The following is a 23021-nucleotide window of genomic DNA, read 5'->3' as shown; positions in this document are numbered from 1 at the left end:
CATGAGCCGATTTGTCCACGATCAGTCGCGCCGCGCCTTTCTCAAGCGTTCCTGCGCGCTCGGCATGGCCGGCGTCGCCGCGCCATTCCTGACCAGCCTCGGCGCGATCGGCGAGGCGGCGGCTGCGACCGCCAACGACTATAAGGCGCTGGTCTGCGTCTTCCTCTATGGCGGGATGGACTATGCCAATACGGTCGTGCCGTACGACACGGCGGGTCACGGCCTGTATTATGCGGCGCGTCGTAACATCGCGCTCGAACGTGAGGCGCTCGCCAATACCGCGCTGACGCCGTCGGCCGATCTCGGCGGTGGCCGGCAATATGCATTGGCCCCCAGCATGACGGCGCTCAAGCCGCTGTTCGATGCCGGGCGCATGGCCGTCATGCTCAACGTCGGCACCCTGATGCAGCCGACGACCAAGGCGCAATTCGCCGCCAAGTCCGTACGGCTGCCGCCGCGCTTGTTCAGCCATAACGATCAGCAGAGCTTCTTCATGGCGTCGAACCCCGAAGGTGCGCCTTCGGGATGGGGCGGCCGGATCGGCGACGTGTTCCAGAACGGCAACGGCACCGCGACGCTCACCTGCATGAACGCCACCGGCAACGCGGTATTCCTTAGCGGCCGCAGCGCCTTGTCCTATTCGGTCGGCACCGGCGGCCCGGTCGCCCTGCTCGGCCGCGCCTCGACGCTCTACACCTCGTCCGCTGCGCAGCAGGCGCTGAAGGCGATGATGACGGCGCAGTCGCCGAGCATGCTGGCCGCCGAACATGCGACCATTTCGCGCCGCGCCTTGGACACTTACGATCAGGTGACCGGCGCGCTGAACCAGGCCCCCGCCTCCGCCTTTCCATTGTTTCCGGCGTCCAATTCCTTGGCCGACCAGCTCAAGATGGTCGCCCGGATGATCTCGGTCTCCGCCGGACTGGGGATGCGGCGACAGGTGTTCATGGTGTCGATGGGCGGCTTCGACCTGCACGACAATCTCGCGACCGATCATCCGGTGCTGATGCAGCGCGTGAGCGAGGCGATCCGCGCGTTCCACGACACCACCGAGGCGCTCGGCGTATCGGAAAAGGTGACGACCTTCACCGCGTCGGACTTCGGGCGCACGTTGGTGTCGAACGACGACGGCTCCGATCACGGCTGGGGCTCGATGCATTTCGCGGTCGGCGGCGCGGTGAGCGGACGCCGCTTCTACGGCACGCCGCCCGAAATCGGCAACGGCACCGCCAGCGACGTCGGCCAAGGACGCCTGCTCCCGACGATGGCGGTCGATCAATATGCGGCCACGCTGGCGAACTGGTTCGGAGTGTCGGCCGGCGACATGGCAACGGTGCTGCCGAATATCGGAAATTACGACGCGTCGACGCGCAATGTCGGTTTCCTCGGCTAAAGCAGCACATCGGACGCTTACCAAATAGCGACGTCAAACCTTACCGCAATCCTTAAATATCAAGAGCCGCCCGGCCGCGACACGCCATCGGGTCCGGGCGGCTAGTGTATTTGGCACAGATCCTACCTACACCTTCCACATCCGTAACGATGCGACACGTCACTCGTTCATCTTGAATATCCCTTCAGATTCTAAAAGGTTACCTTCGATAAACCCTGTTCATTAGCCAGAAACTAAGCGCGCGATGCGACAAGTATCGGCATGACTTACCATCGCGCTGCGCTCTCCTCCCTGCTGCTCTCCAGCCTCGCCGCTTGCGGCGGTGGCCAGTCGTCCGGTTCCCCGACCGGCACCGTCGCGCCGGTAACGGTCGTCGCGACACCGTCGCCGACAGCGACGATCACCCCGGCTCCGACCCCTACACCCACGCCCGAGCCGACCGCCGTGCCGGCCTCGTCGCCCGCCGAAGCACCGACCCAATCCTCCGGCAGCCTCGCGCTCCCCAGCCCGGCGGAGATCGGTGCGGTCTCGCCCTGCAGCGGCAATTACGCGCAGACCGACACCTCGTCGCTGCCCGAGATCACCACCAAGAGCGGCGGCGTCAACGGCTGGGACGAACGCTATGTCGGTCGCCCGCTGAGCCTGCTCAACGTCAAGATCGATCATTGCGAGAGGTTCGACGGGACGGTCAGCCTCACCGGCCCGATGCTCTTCGCGCGCGGCCACTCCGACTTCGGCATGACCAAGTTCGACGCCGCCGGCAGCGCCGGATATTCGTTCGCCAACGGCAAGCTGATCCTCAATGCCTATAAGGATGCGTCGGGCGCGCGCAGCGGGCTCGTCCAGTCGGTCAGCTCGACGCAGGCCTATCAGGCCGCGATGATCCAGCCCAACCAGGCCGGCTACACCTGCGCTGGCTGCTATTGGGAAGCGCGCATGAAGATGCCGACCGCCTGGGGCACCTGGGCGGCGTTCTGGCTGCTCAGCCCCGACGATCCCAAGAACCGCGGCCACCTGGAGGTCGACGGCATCGAATATTACGGCCTCGGCAACAAGCGCGGCCATCACCATGCCGTCCACCGCTGGGCCGGGGGCAAGTCGAGCGGCAATTACAGCGGCTACAGCCTGTCGGATGCGATCGGCGACGGCGACTGGCACACCTATGGCATCGATCTGCGCGGCAATGCCAAGATCGACGGCAAGCCCGCGATCGTGATCTACATGGACGGCAAGGAAGTCGATCGTCTGGTGGCGGACGCCGATTACTTCACCTCGCCCTTCTATTATCTGGTCAATCTGGCGACCAAGACGCCGAAGACCGGTGAGATCACCTATCCGCAGTCGCTGGAGGTAGACTATATCACCGCATGGAAGCCGCGCTGATGATCGTCGCCGCGCTGGCTTGAAGATCGGCGCTCGTGAATGTGGGTGGCGCGACCTAGCCACCCGCATTCACCATGCGCAGTAACGTCAGCGCGCGACCGACGTCTTCGCCTCGCCCGCGCCAAAGGCGATACCGCGTTCGAGGCCGCGCAACTCGGCCAGCCCTCGCATCCGCCCGAGCAGCGAATAGCCCGGGTTGGTTTCCCGGTGCAGATCGTCGAGCATTTGATGCCCGTGGTCGGGGCGCATCGGTATGCTCCGCCCTTCGCGCGCCGACAGACGATGCACCGCCGCGACCACCGCGGCCATATCGGCGTCGCCGCGCAGATGCTCCGCCTCATGGAAGGCGCCGTTCGGCTCGCGCTGGACCGAGCGCAGGTGGAGAAAACCGATCCGGCTGCCCAGCCGATCGACCATCCCCGGCAGATCGTTGTCAGCGCGCCCCCGAACGATCCGGTGCACATGCACAGGCCGTTCGAGCGATTGGGAACACGGGCGAACAGGTCGGCGACATCGGCTTCGGTGCTGACGACGCGCGGCAGCCCGAAGATCGGGAACGGCGGATCGTCGGGATGCACGACGAGGCGCAGGCCGAGTTCGTCGGCCAGCGGGCACACCGCCTCGAGGAAAGCGACATGATGGTCGCGCAGCCCACCCGCGTCGATCCCGGCATAGGTGCCGATCGCCGCGAGGAATTGCGCCGAGGTAAAGCCCTCCTCGCTCCCCGGCAGCCCGGCGATGATCGTGCGCTCCAGCGTGGCGCGCGCCGCCGCGTCCATCGCCGCGTAGCGCGCTTCGGCCGCCGTTTGCGTCGCCGCGTCATAGCTGTCCGCCGCGCCCGGCCGCCGCAGGATGAACATGTCATAGGCCGCGACCGCAACCGCCTCGAAGCGCAGCGCCCGCGCGCCATCGGGCAGTTCCCACGCGAGGTCGGTGCGCGTCCAATCGAGCAACGGCATGAAATTATACGTCACGACCTCGATCCCGCACGCCGCGAGGTTGATCAGCGACTGGCGGTAATGATCGATCAACCGGTCCCAATCGCCCGATCGGGTCTTGATCCGCTCGTCGACGGGCAGGCTCTCCACCACCCGCCACTCAAGCCCCGCCGCCGCGATCTCGGCCATCCGCGCGGCAATCGCCTCGCGCGTCCACACCGCGCCGTTCGGCACCTCGTGGAGCGCGGTGACGATCCCCGTCGCGCCCGCCTGCCGGATATGATGCAGCCGGACCGGGTCCTTGGGCCCGAACCAGCGCATCGTCTGCGTCATCAACACGTCATCGACCTTCCTGCATTGTACGTCTGAACGACGGCGTCATCGCGTAATCTCGATGCCCGACACGATCGCGTCGCCCTGCACGGGCACGAACGCCAGTCGCAACTTGCCGTCGGAGACCTGCACCGGAATGCGACGGGTGATCGCCTTCATCGTTCCGCCCGCCGCCTGAGCGACATCGAACGCCGGCAACACGCGCTTGCCGTTGGCCACTACGTCGAAGCGGCGCGCCCCCGCCGTCGACGACGGTTCGACGAAGGTCAGCGCAACCGTGTAGCGGCCGTTGGCGACCGGCACGTCATACGAGAAGCGTCCTTCGCGATAGGTCTCGACCACCGCGCCTTCGCTGGTCCCCTCGACCACCTTCGGCGCGGGGCGCGGGCCATAGCCGGACCAGGCGTTGACCTGCCCCGCCTTGCCGCCATCGAAGAAGTCGTCGGAGCCGTACCGCTTGCCCGCGACGTCGGCGGCGACCAGCGCGCCGCTGTCGATGCGGATCGTGCGTAGCGCCTCGGGTGCCAGCTGCCAGACGGCCGCATCCTCCTGCGCGCCGTCGGGGAATAGCCCGCGCGCGACGACGCGGTTGGCGCCGGCGGTCAGCGCGACCTTCGGCCAGACGCAGGTCATTTGCGGACAGGCCGAAAGCGTGCCGACGAGGCGGTCGTTGACGCGCAATTCGGTGCGCGGCGCGTTCGAATAGACCCGCACATCGGTCGCCGGATAGGCGCGATCGACATAGCGGCTGCCGTTGACATGGACGGTCGGCGCCGTGTTCCAGTTCGCCTTGTAGAAATAGAAGGCGTCCTTGCGGATCTTGCGGTCATAGGTGACCAGCCCCTTGGTGTTGATGTCGATCCCGTCGCCCTCGCGACGCACCGTCGTCGCGAAGTCGAACGAATTCCACAGCCACGTCCCCCACAGGTACGGCTTGGCGGACAGCGTCTCCCACGCGCGTTCATGGATATAGCTTTCGTATTCCTCGGGCTGGTTGCGCCCGCGCTGATCGACGCGCCCGCCCAAGGGATTGTCGGTGTGGATCGTCGTCGCGCCGCCCGCGCCATATTCGGTTACGGACAGCGGCTGGCCCGGACGCTTGGCATGAAGTTCGTCCAGATGCGGCCCGAGATCGGCGGGCGTGCCGAAATACCAGCCGAAATAGCGGTTCGCCCCGCCGAGATCGGCGGCGACCGCGGTGATCGGCACCGCCGACGTCGGGCCGATGTCGCGCTCGCAACAGGTGGCGAGCGCGGTCGGCCGCGAAGGATCTTCCGCCTTGGCAAAGGCATCCAGCTCACGCAGCAGCGGCAGCGGATCGGGCGCCTCGCCGCTCTTGGCGGTGATGAACGCCGGGATCGACTTGCCGAAATCGACCTCGTTGGCGATCCCCCAGCTCACCACCGACGGGTGGTTGCCATTCTGCCGGATCAGCTCGCGCAATTGCTGTCGCGCATTTGCCCGCAGCGCCGGGGTCGCCGTCATCGCCTCGCCGTGCGTCCACTTGGATACGAGCGGGATCTCGTCCCACAGGACGAAGCCATAGCGGTCGGCGAGATCGTGGATCGTCTGCCCATGCTGGTAATGCGTCAGCCGGATCGAATTGACGCCCATGTCGCGCATCATCGCGACATCCTGTTCGATGTCGGCGGACGTGGTCGCCCAGCCCTTACCCTCGCGATCCTGATGATAGCCGACGCCGTGCAGGCGCAGCGGCCGGCCGTTGAGCAGGAAGCCACGCACCGGATCGGCGCGCATCGTGCGGATGCCGAACGGCTGCTCGACCCGGTCGAACACCGTCCCCGACGGAGAGGCGACCTCCACGACCAAGCGGTGAAGATAAGGATTGGCGACACCGTTCCACAGATGCGGGTTCGCGACCGTCAGCACCTGCGTCGTCTCCGCCGCCCCGCCGCTTTTCAGCGTCACGCGGCGCGCATCCGTCGCGACCGTCTTGCCGCCCGCATCGACCAGCCGCACGATGATCTGGCTGGCTTGCGCGCGCTTGCCGTCGTTGCGCGCCCTCACCCGCACGTCGATCTTTGCCGCTCCCCCTCGATCGAGCGCGTCGTCGCGAGGATGCCGCTGCCGCCCGCATCGAGCATGTCGATATGCACCGCGTCGGTGCCGATCAGGCTGGCGGGACGATACAGACCACCGTGGACGAAGAAATCGCCGGCGAGCGGCAGCACGTCGGCGGTCGAACTGTCCGCCTCGGGTTGCGTACTGTCGACCTTGACCAGCAGCACATTGGCCTGACCGACACGCAGGGCGCTGCTCGCGTCGAGACGGAACCGCGAGAAGCCGCCGCGATGCTCGCCCAACCGCTGCCCGTTGAGCCAGACTTCGGCGGTACGGCTGGCCGCATCGAACTGTAACCACGCACGTCGCTTGTCGAAATCGGCCGGGGGCGTGAAGGTCAGCCGATACCAGCCGATCCCCTGATATTTGTCGATTGTGTCGGCACGATTGACGTGATCCTGCGGATTCGGAACGTAATAGCCAACGCGATTCCAGGTGTGGGGAACCGAGACCTTTTCCCATCGCCGATCCGCGGCAAAGGTGACCTCGTCGGGCAACGCGCCGCCGCGGCTGAATTCCCAGCCTTGCGCCAGCGGCACGACCTGCCGGTCGGCCTGCGCGAAGGCGGGCGCAGCCAGCAGCATGGCAAGCGCGATCGATCCGAGCCGAACCCTCATATCCCTCTCCCTTGCCCCATCCTAGTTCAGCCAAATCGGCCTGACCAGTTTTATCGTCCGGGCATATCGCGGTCTATCACGGATATTCTATTTTCCAAGCAACTCGTCGTCGTTACCCGACGAAACGCAGCTTTTCATCTGCTTATACCGAACATTCCGCCAAAAGGATGACAAATTTGGTATGACAGATCAATCCGCCGATCTAAGGCCAATCGACTGTTCCGGGATCCCGCCTCTCACCGACCTCGCGAGAAGCGGAACGCCGGCTCAAGCCTCACCCGAGCCTGCCAGAAGGTTCTGGACCAGGAACGCATACCCGGCATCGCGAACGGGCTTTTGTCGAAAGACATCCCCAAACACCTGAACTATCGTGCCCACCATCGTCTCTGATCGCGAAGGATCGGCTTGATGCCCCTGAGTTTTCTTCTGCTGAGCGCCGCCGCATCCCTCACCGCTCCCACCGCCTCGGCCGCCCCCGCCGGGATCGGCCCCGCCTGGACCAGCGCCACCCGGCTCAAGCGCGGCGTCAACATCATCGGCTACGATCCGCTCTGGCAGGACCGATCCAAAGCACGCTTCAAGGCGCGCCACTTCCAGATCATCAAAAAGGGCGGCTTCGATTTCGTGCGCGTCGTGCTGCAATCGTTTCGCCACATGGATGCGCAGAACCGCCTCGACCCGAAGTGGCTGGAAACACTCGACTGGGTCGTCAGCGAGGCGTCGGCGGCCGGGCTCGGCGTCATCCTCGACGAACATGATTTCGACGTCTGCTCGAAGGACCCCGACGCGTGCGAGCCGAAGCTGCTCGCCTTCTGGCAGCAGGTCGGCGACCGCTACCGCAACGCCCCCGACACCGTGTTGTTCGAGCTGCTCAACGAGCCCCACGCCCCGCTCGACGCCGCGCGCTGGAACGCGATGCTCGCCAAGCTGATCCCGCTCGTACGATCCAGCAACCCGCGGCGCACGCTGGTGGTCGGCCCGACGCGCTGGAACAACCTCGAGGAGCTGCCGACGCTGCAACTCCCCAAGGAAGACCGCAACATCCTCGTCACCTTCCACTCCTACGAGCCGTTCCGCTTCACGCATCAGGGCGCGTCCTGGGCGGGCGACACCGCCAAGCTCAAGAACATCCCCTTCACCACCGCCGACGAAGCGCGCATCCGCGCCGACTATGACAAGGTCGCCGCCTGGTCGAAGGCGAACGATCGCCCGGTGCTGATGGGCGAGTTCGGCGCTTATGAGAAAAGCGGCACCCCGATCGCCGCGCGCGCGCGCTACACCGCCACGGTACGGCGCGAGGCGGAGGCGCACGGTTTCCCCTGGGCCTATTGGCAGTTCGACAGCGACTTCATCGTCTACGACATCGATCGCGACCGGTGGGTCGAGCCGATCCGCGCCGCGCTGATCCCCGAACGACGCTGATATATGCCAGGCCAACATGTCACCGAGCGCGACGCGGTCGACGCCGCCACCTTCGCGAACGAGGTCGCGAGCGGCTACGCGCCGGTCGTGCTGCGGGGACAGGTTCGCCACTGGGCGGCGGTGCGCGCCGGCGCCGGCGGCGACCGCGCGATCGCCGCCTATCTGGCCGGCTTCGGCGGCGGGCAACCGCTCGACGTGATGATCGGCGCGCCGGAGATCGGCGGCCGCTTCTTCTACAACCACGACCTCACCGGCTTCAACTTCCACCGGCAGAAGGTCGCGCTGGGACAATTGCTCGGCCAGCTGCTCAGCTACGCCACCGACGATGTCGCGGCGCCGCACGCGCTCTACGCCAACGCGGCGACCGCGCCCGATCATCTGCCCGGCTGGGAAGCCGACAATGCGCTGGACCTGCCGACCGGCAACGCCCCGGCACGCTTATGGATCGGCAACGCGACCCGCGTCGCGACGCATTACGACCAGTCGAACAACATCGCCTGCGTCGTTCATGGCCGGCGGCGCTTCACGCTCTTCCCGCCCGATCAGCTCGCCAACCTCTACATCGGCCCGCTCGACAACACGCTGGCCGGTCCGCCATCGAGCATGGTCGATCCCGATGCGCCCGATCTCGCGCGCTATCCGCGCTTTTCCGCCGCGCTCGCGCACGCGCAGGTCGCGGAGCTGGAGCCGGGCGACGCGATCTTCATCCCGGCGATCTGGTGGCATCACGTCGCCGCGCTCGACCGGCTCAACGTGCTCGTGAATTACTGGTGGACGCATGAGGAAACCGCATCGCCGTTCGGCGCGCTGGTCCACGCGCTGATGGCGATCCGCGACCTGCCGCCGGCACCGCGCGCGGCATGGCGCACATGGTTCGACCATTATGTCTTCGACGACGACGCCGCGAACGCCGGCGCGCATCTGCCCGAGGCGGCACGCGGTATCCTGTCGGCGGGAAGCCCGGCGCGCACCGAACGGCTCCGCGGTTTCCTGATCCGTCTGCTCGGCGGCCGCGTCTAGGCGAACGACGGCTTAAGACCGCGCGAGACTTTCCCGCAGCGTCGCCCGGATCCGCGCGGCGGTCGCGGCATCGATCGGTCCCAGCACGCCCTTCGCCGTGTCGGGGAGGTGCGCTGCCGGATCGCCGTTGCCGCGAAACACCAGTTGCTCGAATACCGCGCGGTAAGCGGCGCGCTGATCCGCCGGCAGCGGCGCGATCGCCACCAGCGCGTGCAGCAGCGCATCATACGGATTACCGAGCCCCGCGGGTGCCGGGTTCCACCAGTAATTGACGAACGCATTGACCGCGTCGAGCGACCGCACCGCGTGCCACCAGTGGAACGGAATATAGATGCCGTCGCCCGGCTCCAGCGTCGCCACCTGCGCGACGCGCGCCGCCTCGGCAAAGCGCGGAAAGCGCGGATAATCGGGATCGTCCGGATCGACGAGGCTGACCGGCGTCCCCGCGGGCGTCAGCTCCAGCGGCCCCATATAGAGGTTCGCCACCTGCTCGGGCGGGAACAACGTGAACCGCCGCCGCCCCATCACCACGACGCCGATATTCTCCATCAGGTCGTAATGCGTCGCGACACGGATCGCATTGCCCAGCCACATCCGCGGCACGACCTCGCTCGCGACCAGCGTGGTGGCATTCTCTTCCGTGAATCCCGGCAACAGCTCCGGCAGCGGGACCGACTGGATCGCCATCGCATAGGGCTGCGCATGATCGCGGTCGCGAAGCAGCCGATCGAGGAACGGGTCGAGCGGTGTCTGCCCGCGCACGAAGTTCATCGCGCCCAGATCGGGCGTGTAGAAAAAGCGCCCCTCGATCGACGGTTCACCAAGGATCGCCGACACCGGATCGGGCCGGCTGAACCGCTTGAGATAGCCGACGCCCGCCTCCGCCGACGCCCGCGCCGCCGTCACCGCCGGCCAGTCGCGGGCGATGCCGCGCAGCACCACCGGGCGCGCGGCGGGACGGATCTCCGCTTCGAAGGTACGCCGGTCGATGCCCTCCAACTCGGGAAGCGGTGCGGGCGTCATGCGGCAACGCCCATCACGTCGCATCCCATCCGCCGCAGCAATTCGTCCTGCTCGGGCAGCAGCGCGGCGGTCTCGGCCACCACATGGCGGATGTGCGCGAGCCGCGTCAGCGTCTCGGCGTCGGACAGCAGGTCGGCGGCCGGGTGATACCCCCCGCCGTCACGCCCTGCCCGACCATCACCGACAGCCAGCTCGTCTCGGTGAACAATTCCTCGCCCTCACGGAAAACGCGTCCGTTCGCGGCGAAGATCGCCAGCTTCTCGGCAAGCCCCGCAGGTGGCGCCAGCTCGCGGCAATAATCCCAGAAGGCGCTGTCCCGCCGCTCGGTCGCCTTATAATGCAGCACCAGGAAGTCGCGGATGTCGACATAGTCGGCGACATGCGCGGTGTTGAAGCGATCGATCTCGCGCTGGTCGAAACTGCGGGTCGGCCAATAGGTAAGCAACCGCGCGATCGCCGACTGGACGAGATGGATGCTCGTCGATTCCAGCGGCTCCAGAAACCCGCCCGCCAGCCCCAGCGCCACGACATTCCCCACCCACGCCCGCCGTCGATGCCCGGCCGTGAAGCGCAGGAAGCGCGGCTTGCCGAGCGGCGCCCCGTCGAGATTGCCGAGCAACGTCGCCGCCGCCTCATCGTCCGACAGATGCGCCGAGGCATAGACATAACCGTTCCCGATGCGGTGCTGGAGCGGAATGCGCCATTGCCAGCCCGCAGAGCGCGCGGTGGAACGCGTCAGCGGCTGCCGGTCGCCGCCGTTCGCGCACGGGACTGCCACCGCGCGGTCGCACGGCAACCAGTCGCTCCAATCCTCAAAGCCAGCCTGCATCTCGCCCTCGATCAGCAGCCCGCGGAATCCGGAGCAATCGATGAACAGGTCACCTTCGACGCGCGCACCGGATTCGAGCACCACCGCGGCGACATGGCCACTCTCCGCATCGCGCTCGACCGACACGATCCGCCCCTCGGTGCGGCGCACGCCATTGGCTTCCGCCAGCCGCCGCAGGAAGCGCGCGTACAGCCCCGCATCGAACTGAAAGGCATAGCCCAGCTTCGACAGCGGCGATCCCGGCTGATCCGGACGCGGGTGCGCGAAGCGTCGTTGCAGCCCGGCGACGATCGCCAGCGAATAGGCGTCGAGCGGGGTGTCGTCGCCCAGCGCCTGCCCCTTCAGCCAGAAATGGTGAAACTCGATGCCCTTCATATCCAGCCCGTACGAGCCGAACGGATGGACATAGCGATGCCCGGGCCGAAGCCAGTCGACGAACTCGATCCCCAATTTGTACGTCGCGCGGGTCTCGCGCATGAAGTCGGCCTCGTCGATGCCGAGCATCTTGTTGAACAGCACGATCTGCGGGATCGTCGCTTCGCCGACCCCGACCGTGCCGATCGCCTCGGACTCGACCAGTTCGATCGCCAGCCCCGGCATCTCGCCCAGCACGCGCGCGATCGCCGCCGCCGCCATCCATCCCGCGGTGCCGCCGCCGACGATCACGACACGGCGGATCGCGTCCGTCCTCACAACGGGTCCGCCGAGAAATCGAACGGCTTTTCCGACGCGAAGGAAAAGGTCGGTGCGGCCTCCGGCGGCGGCGCAGGTGGCGCGACGGCTGCGATCTCCGTGAGATGCCGCAGGAAGTCGCCATGGGTGGGCAGCCGTGCCGCGACCTCCAGATAGTCGTGCCGCATCTGGTCCAGCGCCGCCGCGACGCGCTGCTCGTCGAGCGCATCGACCGCCGGCTCGTAATTCTCCGGGACGATATGCTGCCCCAAGCAGACGCTGACCCAGCTGGTCGTCGCAAACAGCTCGCGCCCTTCGCGGAACACGCGACCCTTGCCGCGGAACAGGTCGATCTTGCGCGCGAGGCTGTCGGGGATGTCCATCGTGCGACACCGTTCCCAGAACGGCGTGTCGCGGCGGCGCGTCGCCTTGTAGTGGAGGATCACGAAGTCGCGCACGTCGGCATAAAGCTCGTGCATCTGCGCATTATATTCGTCGCGCTCGACGGGGTCGAAGCGGCGATCCGGGAACAGCGCGATCAGCCGCGCGATCCCCGATTGGACCAGGTGGATCGAGGTCGACTCCAGCGGTTCGATGAACCCCGACGCCAGCCCAAGCGCGACGACGTTGCGGTTCCACGCCAGCTTCCGCCGCCCGGTGGTGAACGACAAATGGCGCGGATCGGCGAGCGGCGCGCCCTCCAGATTGGCGAGCAACTCGCGCTCCGCCGCTTCCTGTGTTTGAAAGTCGCTGCAATAGACCAGCCCGTTGCCGGTCCGCTCCTGCAAGGGAATGCGCCATTGCCAGCCTGCACCGCGCGCGGTGGCGCGCGTGAACGGCGCCGGGTCGCCGCTGTTGGCGCTGGGCACCGCAACCGCGCGGTCGCACGGCAGCCAATGCCGCCAATCGTCATAGCCGGTTTCGAGCGTTTCCTCGATCAACACGCCGCGAAAGCCCGAGCAGTCGATGAACAGGTCGCCGCCGATCACGCGCCCGTCTTCCAGCTTCAGCGCCGTGACATGCCCGTCCTCGGGCCGTTGGGCGATCGCGGTCACCTTGCCTTCCACCCGCTGCACCCCGTTCCGCTCGGCGTAGCGGCGGAGGAAGCCCGCATAACGCGCGGCATCGAAGTGATAGGCGTAGAACAGGTCCTTCACCGCCGATTGCGCCTGCGCGGCGGGCGGCGCGAACTTGCCCGCCTGCGCCGCCACCGCGCTCATCGACCAGGCCGAAATGTCGGGCAGCACGCGCCGCTGCCGCTCGCGAAGATACAATTGGTGGAAGTGGACACCGCCCAGGTCGTGCCCATGCGCGCCGAACGGGTGGAAATAGCGCTCGCCGACGTCGCCCCAGCCGACGAATTCGATCCCCAGCTTGTACGTCCCGCCGGTCTCGCGAATGAAGTCGTGCTCGTCGATCCCCAGCATCTGGTTGAACGTGCGCAGCGGCGGGATCGTCGCCTCGCCGACCCCCACGGTGCCGATCTCCTCGGACTCGATCAGCGTTACGCGCGTCACGCCATTGTTCATAAAGCGGGAAAGCGCCGCCGCCGCCATCCAGCCCGCGGTCCCGCCGCCGAGGATGACGATGCTGCGAATGGTATGTTCGTTCATTGGACCAGCATTTCCCGCTGCATGTTGTAATAAGCGTCCGCCGTCGGACAGCGCAGCGCCGCCTGCTGGATCGCTGCCCGATACGCCGCCATCGCCCGCTCGCTCTCGGCGGCCGGGGTGGTATCGATCAGCGGATCGATCCGCCGCGGCAGCGCACCCTGCCCCAGCAGCACCGCCAGCCAGTCGTCGCGCGCGAACGTCTCTTCCTCGAAGAACGGCAATCTCCCCCGCTCCGTGAACAGCGCCAGCGTCCGCGCGAGACTGTCGGGAAGGTCGCGCGGCGGCTGCCAGAACGGCTCCCCGCGCCGCGCCGTCGCATAGTGACAGAGCACGAAATCCCGCACGCGGACGACTTCGGCCTGCGCCTGGCGGTTGTAATCCGCGATCTCGAGCGGATGGCAGGCGCGTCCGGGCAGCATCGCCACGATCCGGTCGATCGCGCTATGCGCCAGATGCAGGTTGGTGAAGTCGAGCGGTTCGATCACCGTCGCCGCATCGCCGATCGCGACGCAGTTGCGCGCCCATGGCGTCGGCCGCGTCCCTTGCCGGAACGCGATCGCTGGACCTGCCGCCACCGACAGCTCTGCCCGCGCCGCCTCGTCCGACGACAGCGCACTCGCGTAGCACACACCTTGCAGCACCCGCCCCGGTGCCGCGCTCCGACAGCGCCATCCGGCGGGCAAGGCGGTGACCCGGTCGAGCGGCGACAAGGGTTCGGCCGCGCCCTCCGCCATGATCAGCCGGTCGCACCGCAGCCACCGCGCCCAGTCTTCCCACTCCTCGTCGATCGCGCCCCGCACCGTCGCGCGCGGACCGCTGGCATCGACGAACAGGTCGGCGCTCACCGTGCCGCCATCGGTCAGCCTCAGTCGCTCGACGAACCCATCCTCGCTGCGCCGCTCGACCGCCGCGGCCGCCCCGGCAACGACCTCGACCCCCAGATGTCGCGCGAACGCCTCCAGCATCGCACGATAGCGCACGACGTCGAGCACCAACGCCGGCTGGATCCCGGCGAAGAGCGCCGCCGACGGCAACGCCATCCGTCCGGCGCGCGCCAGCACTGCCACCGGCGCATGGTCGTCGAACGGCGCGGCGGTTCCGGCGCGCGCCGCCCGCGCCCAGTGATGGTGGAACGATGCGGTCCCGAACGGCTGCCCGTACGGACCGTATGCATGCACATAGGACGGCAGATCGTCCGCCCACCCTTCGAACAACGTCCCCAGCCGCCACCCGCCGCCCGGGCGGAGCACCGCATCGTCCTCGCGCAGCCCGAGGTCGTCGTGGAAGCCGATCGCCGACGGCAAGGTCTGGGGCATCAGGTCCGCCAGCGCATCCGGCGCCGGCGACGTCGCGACGATCGTGACCGCCACCCCCGGCACGCGCCGCCGCAGCGCCGCCGCCGCCGACCAGCCGACGATGCCGCCCCCCACGACCGCGATGTGCCGGATCGGCCCGTCGAGCATCGTCACGCCGCCGCCGGCATCGGGCAATAGTGCGCCAGGAACGCGGCGTGATCGGGCATCGCGCCGACCGCCGCGGCGATCTCGCCGCGCATCCGCTCCAGCCCGGCGACCAGACTGTCGAGCGACGGCCCGTCCGCGCGCGGATCGGTGCCGACCGGCACGACGCGCTGGCCGAGATAGACCGACACCCAGCTGGCATCGAGGAACGCACCCTCCCGATATTTCACCACCCGCCCGCGCCGGCGGAACAGCTCCATCTTCTCGGCGAGGCTGTCGGGGATCGGCATCGTCCGGACATAGTTCCAGAACGGCGAGTCATCGCGCTCCGTCGCATGATAATGCAGGATCAGGAAGTCGCGGACCCGGTCATATTCCATGTTGATCAGCCGGTTGAACTCGTCGCGATCGACCGCCGAGATCGCGCGTTCCGGAAACAGCTCCACCAATGCGGTGATCGCCTGCTGCACCAGATAGAGGCTCGTCGACTCCAGCGGTTCGAGGAACCCCGAAGCCAGCCCGATCGCCACGACATTGCCCGACCAGCTCCGCGCCCGCCGCCCCGCCTTGAACCGCAAGGTGCGCGGCGCGACCAGCGGCTCCCCCTCGACCACCGCGGTCAGCGCATCGGCGGCTTCCGTCTCCGACAGGAAATCGCTCGCGAAGACATAGCCATTGCCCGTGCGATGCTGGAGCGGGATCCGCCACCGCCACCCCGACGGCATCGCCACCGCGCTGGTATAGGGCGTCACCGAGGTTTCGGTGCGGCACGGCATCGCCACCGCGCGATCGGCGGGCAACCAGCGCGACCAATCCTCGAACGGTTCGCCCAGCTCCTTCCCGATCAGCAGCGCGGCAAAGCCCGAGCAATCGACGAACAGATCACCCTCGACCCGCCGCCCGTCGTCGAGCACGAGCGCGGTGACGTCGCCGCTTTCCGCCTCGCGCTCCGCCGCGACGATCCGCCCCTCGGTCCGCCGCGCGCCGAGTTGCTCGGCGAAGCGGCGCAGGTAAGGCGCGAAGGCGACCGCATCGAATTGATAGGCGTAGCCGAACGTCGAGGCGATCTGCTGCCCGTCGCCCGACGGTTGACCAAAGCGCTTCGCGCGCGCCAGCGAACAGGCCATCGAGAATGTCTCGATCGGCGGCAACGCCACCCCGGCGCGCAACAGCCGCGTATAATAATGGTGGAATTGCACCGCGCCGCTGCCGCGCCCGAACGTGCCGAACGGATGGATGTAGCTGTCGCCGATCCGCCCCCAGTCGCGAAACTCGATCCCCAGCTTGAAGGTGGCGCGCGTCGCCGCCATGAACTCCGCCTCGACGATGCCAAGCCGTTCGTTGAAGGCGCGAATGTGCGGCAAGGTCGCCTCGCCGACGCCGATGATCCCGATCGCCTCCGATTCGACCAGCTCTACCGAACAGCGAGTCGGCAGCAGCTTCGCCAGCGCCGCCGCGGTCATCCAGCCGGAGGTGCCCCCGCCGACGACCACCACCCGCTGTTTCGCTGCCCGCTCCATCCATCCTATCCCACAATGACACGCTCGTACGTGTTCCCGCGACCCTCGTCATACCGTGATTTCCCTCGGCCGGAACCGTCATTCCGCCGCCGAAGAAATATCGCTGTTAGCGCAAACAAACTGTCTTGCGTTAGTACCACGACGGTCGTACCCAAGGACCTAAGATGCCGCACCATGTTGGTGATGAGACATCGGTTCAGGTGTGAAATTAGGTGGGGATTTGACGATGGTCGACGGGATTTTGCTCGCGCGCGGGGCCCATACCCGGACTCGCAACAAGGCGATCCTTGCTGGCGTATCCGCGACCGCGATGTGCGTGTTCGCGTTGAGCGCACCAGCCTTCGCACAGACCGGTGCCGCCAGCGGCCAGAACACCGCCGGCGCCGCGGCCTCGGTCAACGCCCCCGGTGGTGATCCCGCCGCACAATCGACCGGCAACGTCCCCGCCAGCGATGCGGCGGGCGATAACGACGTCGTCGTTACCGGCATCCGCCAGAGCCTTGCCAACGCACAGGCGATCAAGCGCAATTCCGACACCGTCGTCGACGCGATCACCGCACAGGATATCGGTGCGCTTCCCGACCGTTCGGTGACCGAGGCGCTGCAACGCGTCCCCGGCGTGTCGATCAACCGCTTCGCCGGCAACAACGACCCGGATCACTTCTCGGTCGAAGGCTCGGGCGTCAACGTTCGCGGCCTCAACTTCGTGCGCTCGGAATTCAACGGCCGCGACACCTTCTCGGCCGGCATCGGTGGCCAGGCGATCAACTTTGCCGACGTGCCCTCCGAGCTGCTCGGCTCGGTCGAGGTCTACAAGAACGCGACCGCCGACTTGGTCGAGGGCGGCCTCGCCGGTACCGTCAACCTCAACACGCGCAAGCCCTTCGACAACAAGGGCTTCCACATCGGTGGCGGCGTCGAGGCGAACTACGGCGACTTCGCCAAGAAGTGGGCGCCGACCGGCTCGCTGCTCGTATCGAATACGTGGGAGACGCCGATCGGTCGCTTCGGCTTCCTCGCCAACGCCTCTTACTCGCGGCTCAAGAGCCGTGCCGACGGTATTCAGGTCACCAACTTCCAGACACGCGACGGCGTCCAGGCGGCGACCGGCACCGGCACCAACACCACGGTCACCTGCCGCAACCAGCTGCCCGGCATCACCGACTCGAACACGCTGCTTCCGGGCTCGGTGACGGGCGTCGGCGGCGGGAACTTCCCCAATCCCGCCAACGTCTGCGGCAATGCCGGCACGCCCGGCGCGGACGGCTTCGCCGATCCGACCGCGATCGCCTATGCGCCGATCGGCGGCCAGTTCCGCAGCCAGGATTATGACCGTAAGCGCGATGGCCAGGCGCTGGCGGTACAGTGGCAGAGCAACGACGAGCGCACGACCTTCACCGCGCAATTCCTGCGCACGCATTCCAGCAATGCCTGGGGTGAACACACGTTCGAAACCGCGCCCGACCTTTCGGAATACAGCACCTATCCCGCCGGCTGTCAGCAGAACAGCAATGGGCCGGTCAACGGCGCCGGCAACGCCACGACGCGCGCCGAGTGCCAGCTGAACGGCTCCGGCCAGTTTGTGTTCGGCAACAATCAGCGCGGCAACGGCTACAATCCGGCCGGCGGCGCCTATCCGAACTACGTCTACGACAGCAATGGCCTGTTCCAGAGCGGGTTCATCACGCTGCCGGGCGCGGGCTGGCGCACGGCCTCAAGCGGTTCGCCCACGACGACGGTGCCATCGGGCGGCGCGCAGCAATCGCTGTCACGGCGGCAGGTCTATGACGAGAATCTCGTCAAGGACGCCGGGTTCAATCTCAAGATCAATCCGGATGACCATTGGTCGATCGGGCTCGACGTCGACTATACCTATGCCAAGCACGACGTCACCGATCTCAGCGTCTTCGGCTCAACCTTCGCGGACAGCGAGGTTGACCTGACCGGCAAGCTACCCAATGTCATCCCGCACAAGCCGCTGACGCTCGCCGCCAATTGGGCGACGCCCAATCCGGCGATGGCCGCAGCCACGGACAGCGAATATTTCGCGAGCCGCGATTTCCAGTTCTGGCGCGCGGCGATGGATCACATCGAACACAGCGTCGGTGAGGAATATCAGGTCAAGGGCGACTTCGCCTACAAGTTTGACGACGGCGACTTCCTGCAGCGCGTCAAGTTCGGCGCGCGTTATGCCGAGCGTACGCAGGACGTGCGCTACACCGCGTATAACTGGGGCGCGATCAGCGAGATCTGGTCGGGTGCGCCGGTCACCTTCAACCAGGGCGACGCCAGCAAGTCTTCGCTCTACTCGTTCAACAACTTCTACCGTGGCCAAACCTCTGCGCCGCCGAGCGCCTATTTCTACAACGGCGACCTCATCAACGACTACAACTCTGCGGTCAGCTTCTTCCAGACCCAGAACGATATCTGGCGCAACACCAACGGTGCCACGGCGACCAACCGGTTCGTCGGGGCGGGGCAGCGGACAGGCGCGATCCCGGGCACGGCCTTCCTTCCGTCCGAAGTGTCGAACGTTCGCCAGATGGACTCCGCCGCTTATGCAATGCTGCAGTTCGGCAACAACGAGCCGTTGTTCGGTGACGTTCGCGTCTCCGGTAACATCGGCGTGCGCTATGTCCGCACGACGGTGAATTCGCGCACCGAAACCGCCGTACCAAACCGCAGCGAACTCGGCGTCGCCGATCCGTTCTCCACCCGCTGCGTCGCCACGTCGCGGCAGTTGCCCGATGGAACGGTGCAGGTCACCCAGCCCGGCGGCGTCTGCAATCTCGGCGCGACCGAATACAACCGACTGCGCACCTTCGCGACCGATGGCTATGCCTCGCAGCCGGCGTTCTTCAGCAACAGCTATGGCTATTTCCTGCCGAGCGCGAACCTGAAGCTTGGCGTGACGCGCGACCTGATCGTGCGCCTCGCCGGATCGAAGGTGCTCACCCGCCCCGACTTCGCGAACATCCGTCCGTACGTGACCTACGCGCTGGAGCCGGGATCGGGCACCGTCACGATCAACGCCGGCAATCCGTATCTGAAGCCGGCCACCGCCTGGCAGTTCGACGCCACGCTCGAATGGTATTTCGCGCGCGTCGGCCAGTTGTCGATCGATGCCTTCTACAAAAGCGTCGACGGCTTCTTCTACCAGTCGCTCGTCAATCGTTCGGTCACCAACAACGGCATCACGCAGAACATTCAGGCGCGTGGTCCCGCCAATTATGCCGGCAAGGGCAAGATCAAGGGATTCGAAGTCGCCTATCAGCAGACCTTCGACTTCCTGCCCGGCTTCCTCAACGGGCTCGGCTTCAACGGCAACTACACCTTCATCGACAGTTCGGGGCTTCCCAACTCGTTCCTGAACGGTGGTACGCCGTCGTCGGGATCGACGATCCCGAAGGGCAATCTGCCGCTGGAAGGCTTGTCGAAGCATAACTTCAACGCGACCGCCTTCTACGAAAAGGGACCGATCTCGCTGCGCGCCGCATATAACTGGCGCTCGCGGTTCCTGTTGACCGCCGCCGACGTGATCTTCCCGTACACGTCGATCTTCAACGACGCGACCGGGCAGCTCGACGCCTCCGCCTTCATCAACATCAATCGCTACGTAAAGCTGGGCGTGCAGGGTGTGAACCTGACCAACACGACCACGAAGCTGCTTCAGGCGTACAAGGGCGGCTCCGACGATCTGGCGCCCCGTTCGTACTTCACGAACGACCGCCGCTTCTCGGTCATCCTGCGCGCCAATTACTAAAGCAGGATAATGAGCCCCCTCCCCTTCAGGGAGGGGCCGGCGGTGGGGTCGTGTCTCACCGAGACAGCCCCCCATCCTTCACGTCCCCCGCGCCGGCGCCCTCGCAAATGCGGCCGCAATCGCCGCGCGCAATGGCTTGGCGCGGTAATCGGCATCATAGGGACACGGCCGCCGCGCCGCCTTGTCCGGGCGCGGCTCGAACGGACCGATCCAGCTGAACCGGTCGCACAGCCCCCACGCGACCACGTCGCGAAGCTGCGGATAGGAGAACATGACGTCGAGATAGCGTCGCGCGTAATCCGCAACCCCGCGGTCGCGCACCGCCGGATCTGCCGGCAAGCCGTTGTCGCGCACGTCCAGCTCGGTAATCAGCAGCCGGTATCCCATGCCCGTCACCGCATCCAGGAACTGCCGCCAGTTGCGCTCATAGCCGCGGGCACTGCCGCTCGTATCGGGACCGGCGGTCACGATATGCGACTGCACGCCCAGCGCATGGACCGGCACCCCGCGTCGCCGGAACCCTTCCAGCAACCGCAACACCCCGGCCCGGTGCGCGGCATTGCCCGGCTCCCAGCTCATGTAATCGTTATAGACCAGCTCGGCATGCGGCGCCTGCGCGTGCGCGGTACGGAAAGCGAGGTCGAGCGTCGCCTCCGTACCGCCCATCGCCTGGCTCAGCGCAGTTTCCTCCAGCGCGCCGGTTTCCGGTGTCACCGCTTCGTTGACCACGTCGTAACTCTCGATCCGCTTGCCGTACCGCTTTGTCACCGTCGTGATATGTTCGACGAGAATGTCGGCTGCAGCGCGGGCCGGGCGCGCGCCGAAGTCGTATTTCTCCAGCCAGACCGGCATCCACTTACGGCGCTGCCACAGCAGGTTGTGGCCCCGCACCGCCATGTGGTTCGCCGTCCCCCACGCCATGATGCGGTCGAACGCGGCGAAGTCGAACTTGCCCGGCGCCGGCCTGAGGTGCTGCCACTTCATCTCGTTTTCGGCGACGAGCAGCCCGCAATCGGCGCGCAGCAGCGCGGCATAGGCCGGGTTGTCCATCGACGCCCCCTGCGCCCGCGCCGACAAGGCCGATCCGAACCGCATCCCCCGTCCCCGCGCCACCGCATCGAGCCCGACCTCGGCTGCCGGGGCATTGCCGGATAGCGCGAAAGGAAGGGCAACCGCCCCGGCCAGGCTCGCACGCCTCGTGATCTTCTCGCTCATTCCCGCACCTCGCGCTCCGCCGTGCGCAGAGTACACGATGTAACGACGGCAAGCGCCAGAGATATCCCGGAAAAGAACGTCGGCACGCCACGCCCGCGCAATGAGGGTGGCGTGCCGTGCGCCTTTATTGTGCCGCCGACGCAACCGGCGCTGCAACATTCGGATAGGTGATCCCGAGCTGCTGGAGATAGCTGGGATATTTCGCCGGATCGTAATAGAATTTCTCGAGCTGCGGCCGCATCTCGCGCATGATCTTCTCGTTCAGCCAGATCGCCGGCTTGTCCTGCGCCGTGATCAGCGGCGCGTAAGTGTCGGTCTTCAACTGCACGTCGTTGAAATAGCTCTTGGCCTGCACCAGCAACTTGGGCGAGGTCATCAGGTCGAGCACCGTCATCGCCACCGCCTTCGCGCCGGCCACCGCGCCCTTGTGCGCGATCGGGGTCGCCATCGCCATCGCCGAGGTGAGATGGTGGCCGATCATGTTCGGCACATTGGAGGGGAAGCGGATCGTGATCGTCGGCACCGCCCACATGATATCGCCGATGTCGTCCGACCCGCCGCCGATCGACTGCGGGCGGTTTTCGGGGGTCGACAGGTCGCTCACCTTGGCCTTGAGCGGTTCGACCTTGCGCTGGTTGGCCTGCTGCACCGCCTTGGCGAAGATCTGGTCGTCGGCCGACCAGCGCGGCATCCCGACTGCGGCGATATTGGCATAGGCCGCCTCGGCCATCGGCTTGTTGCCGAAATTGGGCGCAGCATAACCGAGCACGCGGTGAGTGACGGTGGTACCGGTCGACTTGGCGGCGGCCTCCGAAATCTCGTTGCCCGTCTCGAACATCGACTTAATCGCGCTGAAGCTGCGGTCGCGGAAATAATACCAGACCGCCGCCGTCGCCGGCACGATGTTCGGCTGCCCGCCGCCATCGGTGATGACATAGTGCGAACGCTGCGTGACGGGCAGATGCTCGCGCCGGAAGTTCCACGCGGTGTCCATCAACTCGACCGCGTCGAGCGCCGAGCGCCCCTCCCACGGCATCCCCGCCGAATGCGCGGTCTTGCCTTTGAACTGATACTCGACCGACACCATGCCGTTCATCCCGAAGTCGCCGTAAGCGGTGCCGAACTCGCTGCTGACGTGCGTGAAGATGCAGGCGTCGACGCCCTTGAACAGCCCGTCGCGAACGTAATAGGCCTTGGTCGCGAGCAGCTCCTCGGCAACGCCCGGCCAGATCATCAGCCGCCCGGGAATGTGGTGCTTCTCCATCACCGACTTGGTCGCGATCGCCGCCGCGATCACCAGCGGCAGCCCGGCATTGTGACCCTCGCCGTGACCGGGACCGCCCTCGACCATCGCCTTGGCCTCGGCCATACCCGGATATTGCGACACGCCCAGCAGCCCGTCGATATCGCTGCCCAACGCGATCAGCGGCCCACCCTCGCCCCAGGTCGCGGTGAACGCGGTCGGGATGCCCGCGACGCCGCGCGTCACGGTAAAGCCCGCCTTCTCCAGCACATCTTCGAGATAGGCGGACGTGCGCACCTCCTGGAAACCGGGCTCGGCATAGCTGAACACCTGGTCGACCATCACCTGGATGTCCTTGGCCTGCGCATCGACCTTCTCCTCGGCCTCGCGCTTCAGCGCCTTGCCGGCCTGCGCCAGCGCCGCCTGCGGTGCGATCAGCGTACCGAGCAGCAGCGCGGTCACGGCGTTGCGGAACCTCGTCATATCGTATCTCCC

Annotated in this window: 15 protein-coding genes and 1 pseudogene; 5 read left to right on the top strand and 11 right to left on the bottom strand. The window is 66.6% G+C overall.

Annotated features, from left to right (window positions below; genetic code table 11):
- The first annotated feature begins 1 nt into the window (after position 1).
- A complete protein-coding gene (locus QP166_RS05910) occupies positions 2–1393 on the top strand; it encodes a DUF1501 domain-containing protein (protein ID WP_333915073.1) in 1392 nt (463 codons plus the stop codon).
- 261 nt (positions 1394–1654) lie between these two features.
- Positions 1655–2776 carry a family 16 glycosylhydrolase gene (locus QP166_RS05905; protein ID WP_333915072.1) on the top strand — a complete coding sequence of 374 codons (1122 nt, stop codon included), beginning with the start codon at positions 1655–1657 and terminating at the stop codon, positions 2774–2776.
- An 87-nt stretch (positions 2777–2863) separates the two neighbouring features.
- On the opposite strand, the gene QP166_RS18960 is transcribed toward QP166_RS05905, so the two are convergent.
- The 4 genes and pseudogenes from QP166_RS18960 to QP166_RS05890 all read right to left on the bottom strand — a co-directional run bounded on the left by QP166_RS18960 (position 2864) and on the right by QP166_RS05890 (position 6746).
- A complete protein-coding gene (locus tag QP166_RS18960) occupies positions 2864–3193 on the bottom strand; it encodes a mannonate dehydratase (RefSeq protein WP_443027242.1) in 330 nt (109 codons plus the stop codon).
- 83 nt (positions 3194–3276) lie between these two features.
- A pseudogene (gene uxuA, locus QP166_RS18955) lies at positions 3277–4035 on the bottom strand (mannonate dehydratase); the annotation flags it as partial.
- A 57-nt stretch (positions 4036–4092) separates the two neighbouring features.
- A complete protein-coding gene (locus tag QP166_RS05895) occupies positions 4093–6075 on the bottom strand; it encodes a glycoside hydrolase family 2 TIM barrel-domain containing protein (protein ID WP_333915070.1) in 1983 nt (660 codons plus the stop codon).
- On the bottom strand, positions 6072–6746 hold the full coding sequence (locus tag QP166_RS05890) for a sugar-binding domain-containing protein (RefSeq protein WP_333915069.1): 675 nt from the start codon (positions 6744–6746) through the stop codon (positions 6072–6074). Before QP166_RS05890 ends, QP166_RS05895 begins: the two co-directional genes overlap by 4 nt.
- Positions 6747–7154: 408 nt before the next feature.
- Here QP166_RS05890 and QP166_RS05885 point away from each other — a divergent pair, with 408 nt between their 5' ends.
- Both QP166_RS05885 and QP166_RS05880 read left to right on the top strand, forming a co-directional pair.
- On the top strand, positions 7155–8168 hold the full coding sequence (locus QP166_RS05885) for a glycoside hydrolase family 5 protein (protein WP_333915068.1): 1014 nt from the start codon (positions 7155–7157) through the stop codon (positions 8166–8168).
- 3 nt (positions 8169–8171) lie between these two features.
- Positions 8172–9188: a cupin-like domain-containing protein gene (locus tag QP166_RS05880; protein WP_333915067.1), complete on the top strand. Its 1017-nt coding sequence runs from the start codon at positions 8172–8174 to the stop codon at positions 9186–9188.
- A gap of 12 nt (positions 9189–9200) precedes the next feature.
- Here QP166_RS05880 and QP166_RS05875 read toward each other — a convergent pair whose 3' ends face one another.
- From QP166_RS05875 to QP166_RS05855, 5 genes are all read right to left on the bottom strand, one after another.
- Positions 9201–10211 (bottom strand): cupin-like domain-containing protein, encoded by a 1011-nt coding sequence (locus tag QP166_RS05875; protein ID WP_333915066.1) that lies wholly within the window; start codon positions 10209–10211, stop codon positions 9201–9203.
- Positions 10212–10317: 106 nt separating this feature from the next.
- Entirely contained in the window at positions 10318–11733 is a 1416-nt protein-coding gene (locus QP166_RS05870; protein ID WP_333915065.1) for a tryptophan halogenase family protein, read from the bottom strand.
- A complete protein-coding gene (locus QP166_RS05865) occupies positions 11730–13325 on the bottom strand; it encodes a tryptophan halogenase family protein (RefSeq protein ID WP_333915064.1) in 1596 nt (531 codons plus the stop codon). Before QP166_RS05865 ends, QP166_RS05870 begins: the two co-directional genes overlap by 4 nt.
- The gene (locus QP166_RS05860) at positions 13322–14815 is read right to left on the bottom strand and encodes a tryptophan 7-halogenase (protein ID WP_333915063.1); all 1494 of its coding nucleotides are present in this window, start codon (positions 14813–14815) and stop codon (positions 13322–13324) included. The genes QP166_RS05865 and QP166_RS05860 overlap by 4 nt, the downstream gene beginning before the upstream one ends.
- Positions 14791–16305 (bottom strand): tryptophan halogenase family protein, encoded by a 1515-nt coding sequence (locus QP166_RS05855; protein ID WP_333915062.1) that lies wholly within the window; start codon positions 16303–16305, stop codon positions 14791–14793. The genes QP166_RS05860 and QP166_RS05855 overlap by 25 nt, the downstream gene beginning before the upstream one ends.
- 226 nt (positions 16306–16531) lie before the next feature.
- Here QP166_RS05855 and QP166_RS05850 point away from each other — a divergent pair, with 226 nt between their 5' ends.
- Positions 16532–20068, top strand: a complete 3537-nt coding sequence (locus QP166_RS05850; protein ID WP_333915061.1) for a TonB-dependent receptor — start codon at positions 16532–16534, stop codon at positions 20066–20068.
- Positions 20069–20146: 78 nt separating this feature from the next.
- Here the strand turns inward: QP166_RS05850 and QP166_RS05845 are convergent, their stop codons facing one another.
- Positions 20147–21283, bottom strand: a complete 1137-nt coding sequence (locus QP166_RS05845; protein ID WP_333915060.1) for an endo-1,4-beta-xylanase — start codon at positions 21281–21283, stop codon at positions 20147–20149.
- A gap of 124 nt (positions 21284–21407) precedes the next feature.
- Entirely contained in the window at positions 21408–23009 is a 1602-nt protein-coding gene (locus QP166_RS05840; RefSeq protein ID WP_333915059.1) for an amidohydrolase, read from the bottom strand.
- Positions 23010–23021 lie beyond the last annotated feature (12 nt).

Origin of the sequence: Sphingomonas sp. LR60, assembly GCF_036855935.1 — a bacterium.
Lineage (GTDB): Bacteria > Pseudomonadota > Alphaproteobacteria > Sphingomonadales > Sphingomonadaceae > Sphingomonas.
The sequence above is the reverse complement of the archived record's forward strand: the minus strand, read 5'-3'. Positions and strand labels throughout refer to the sequence as shown.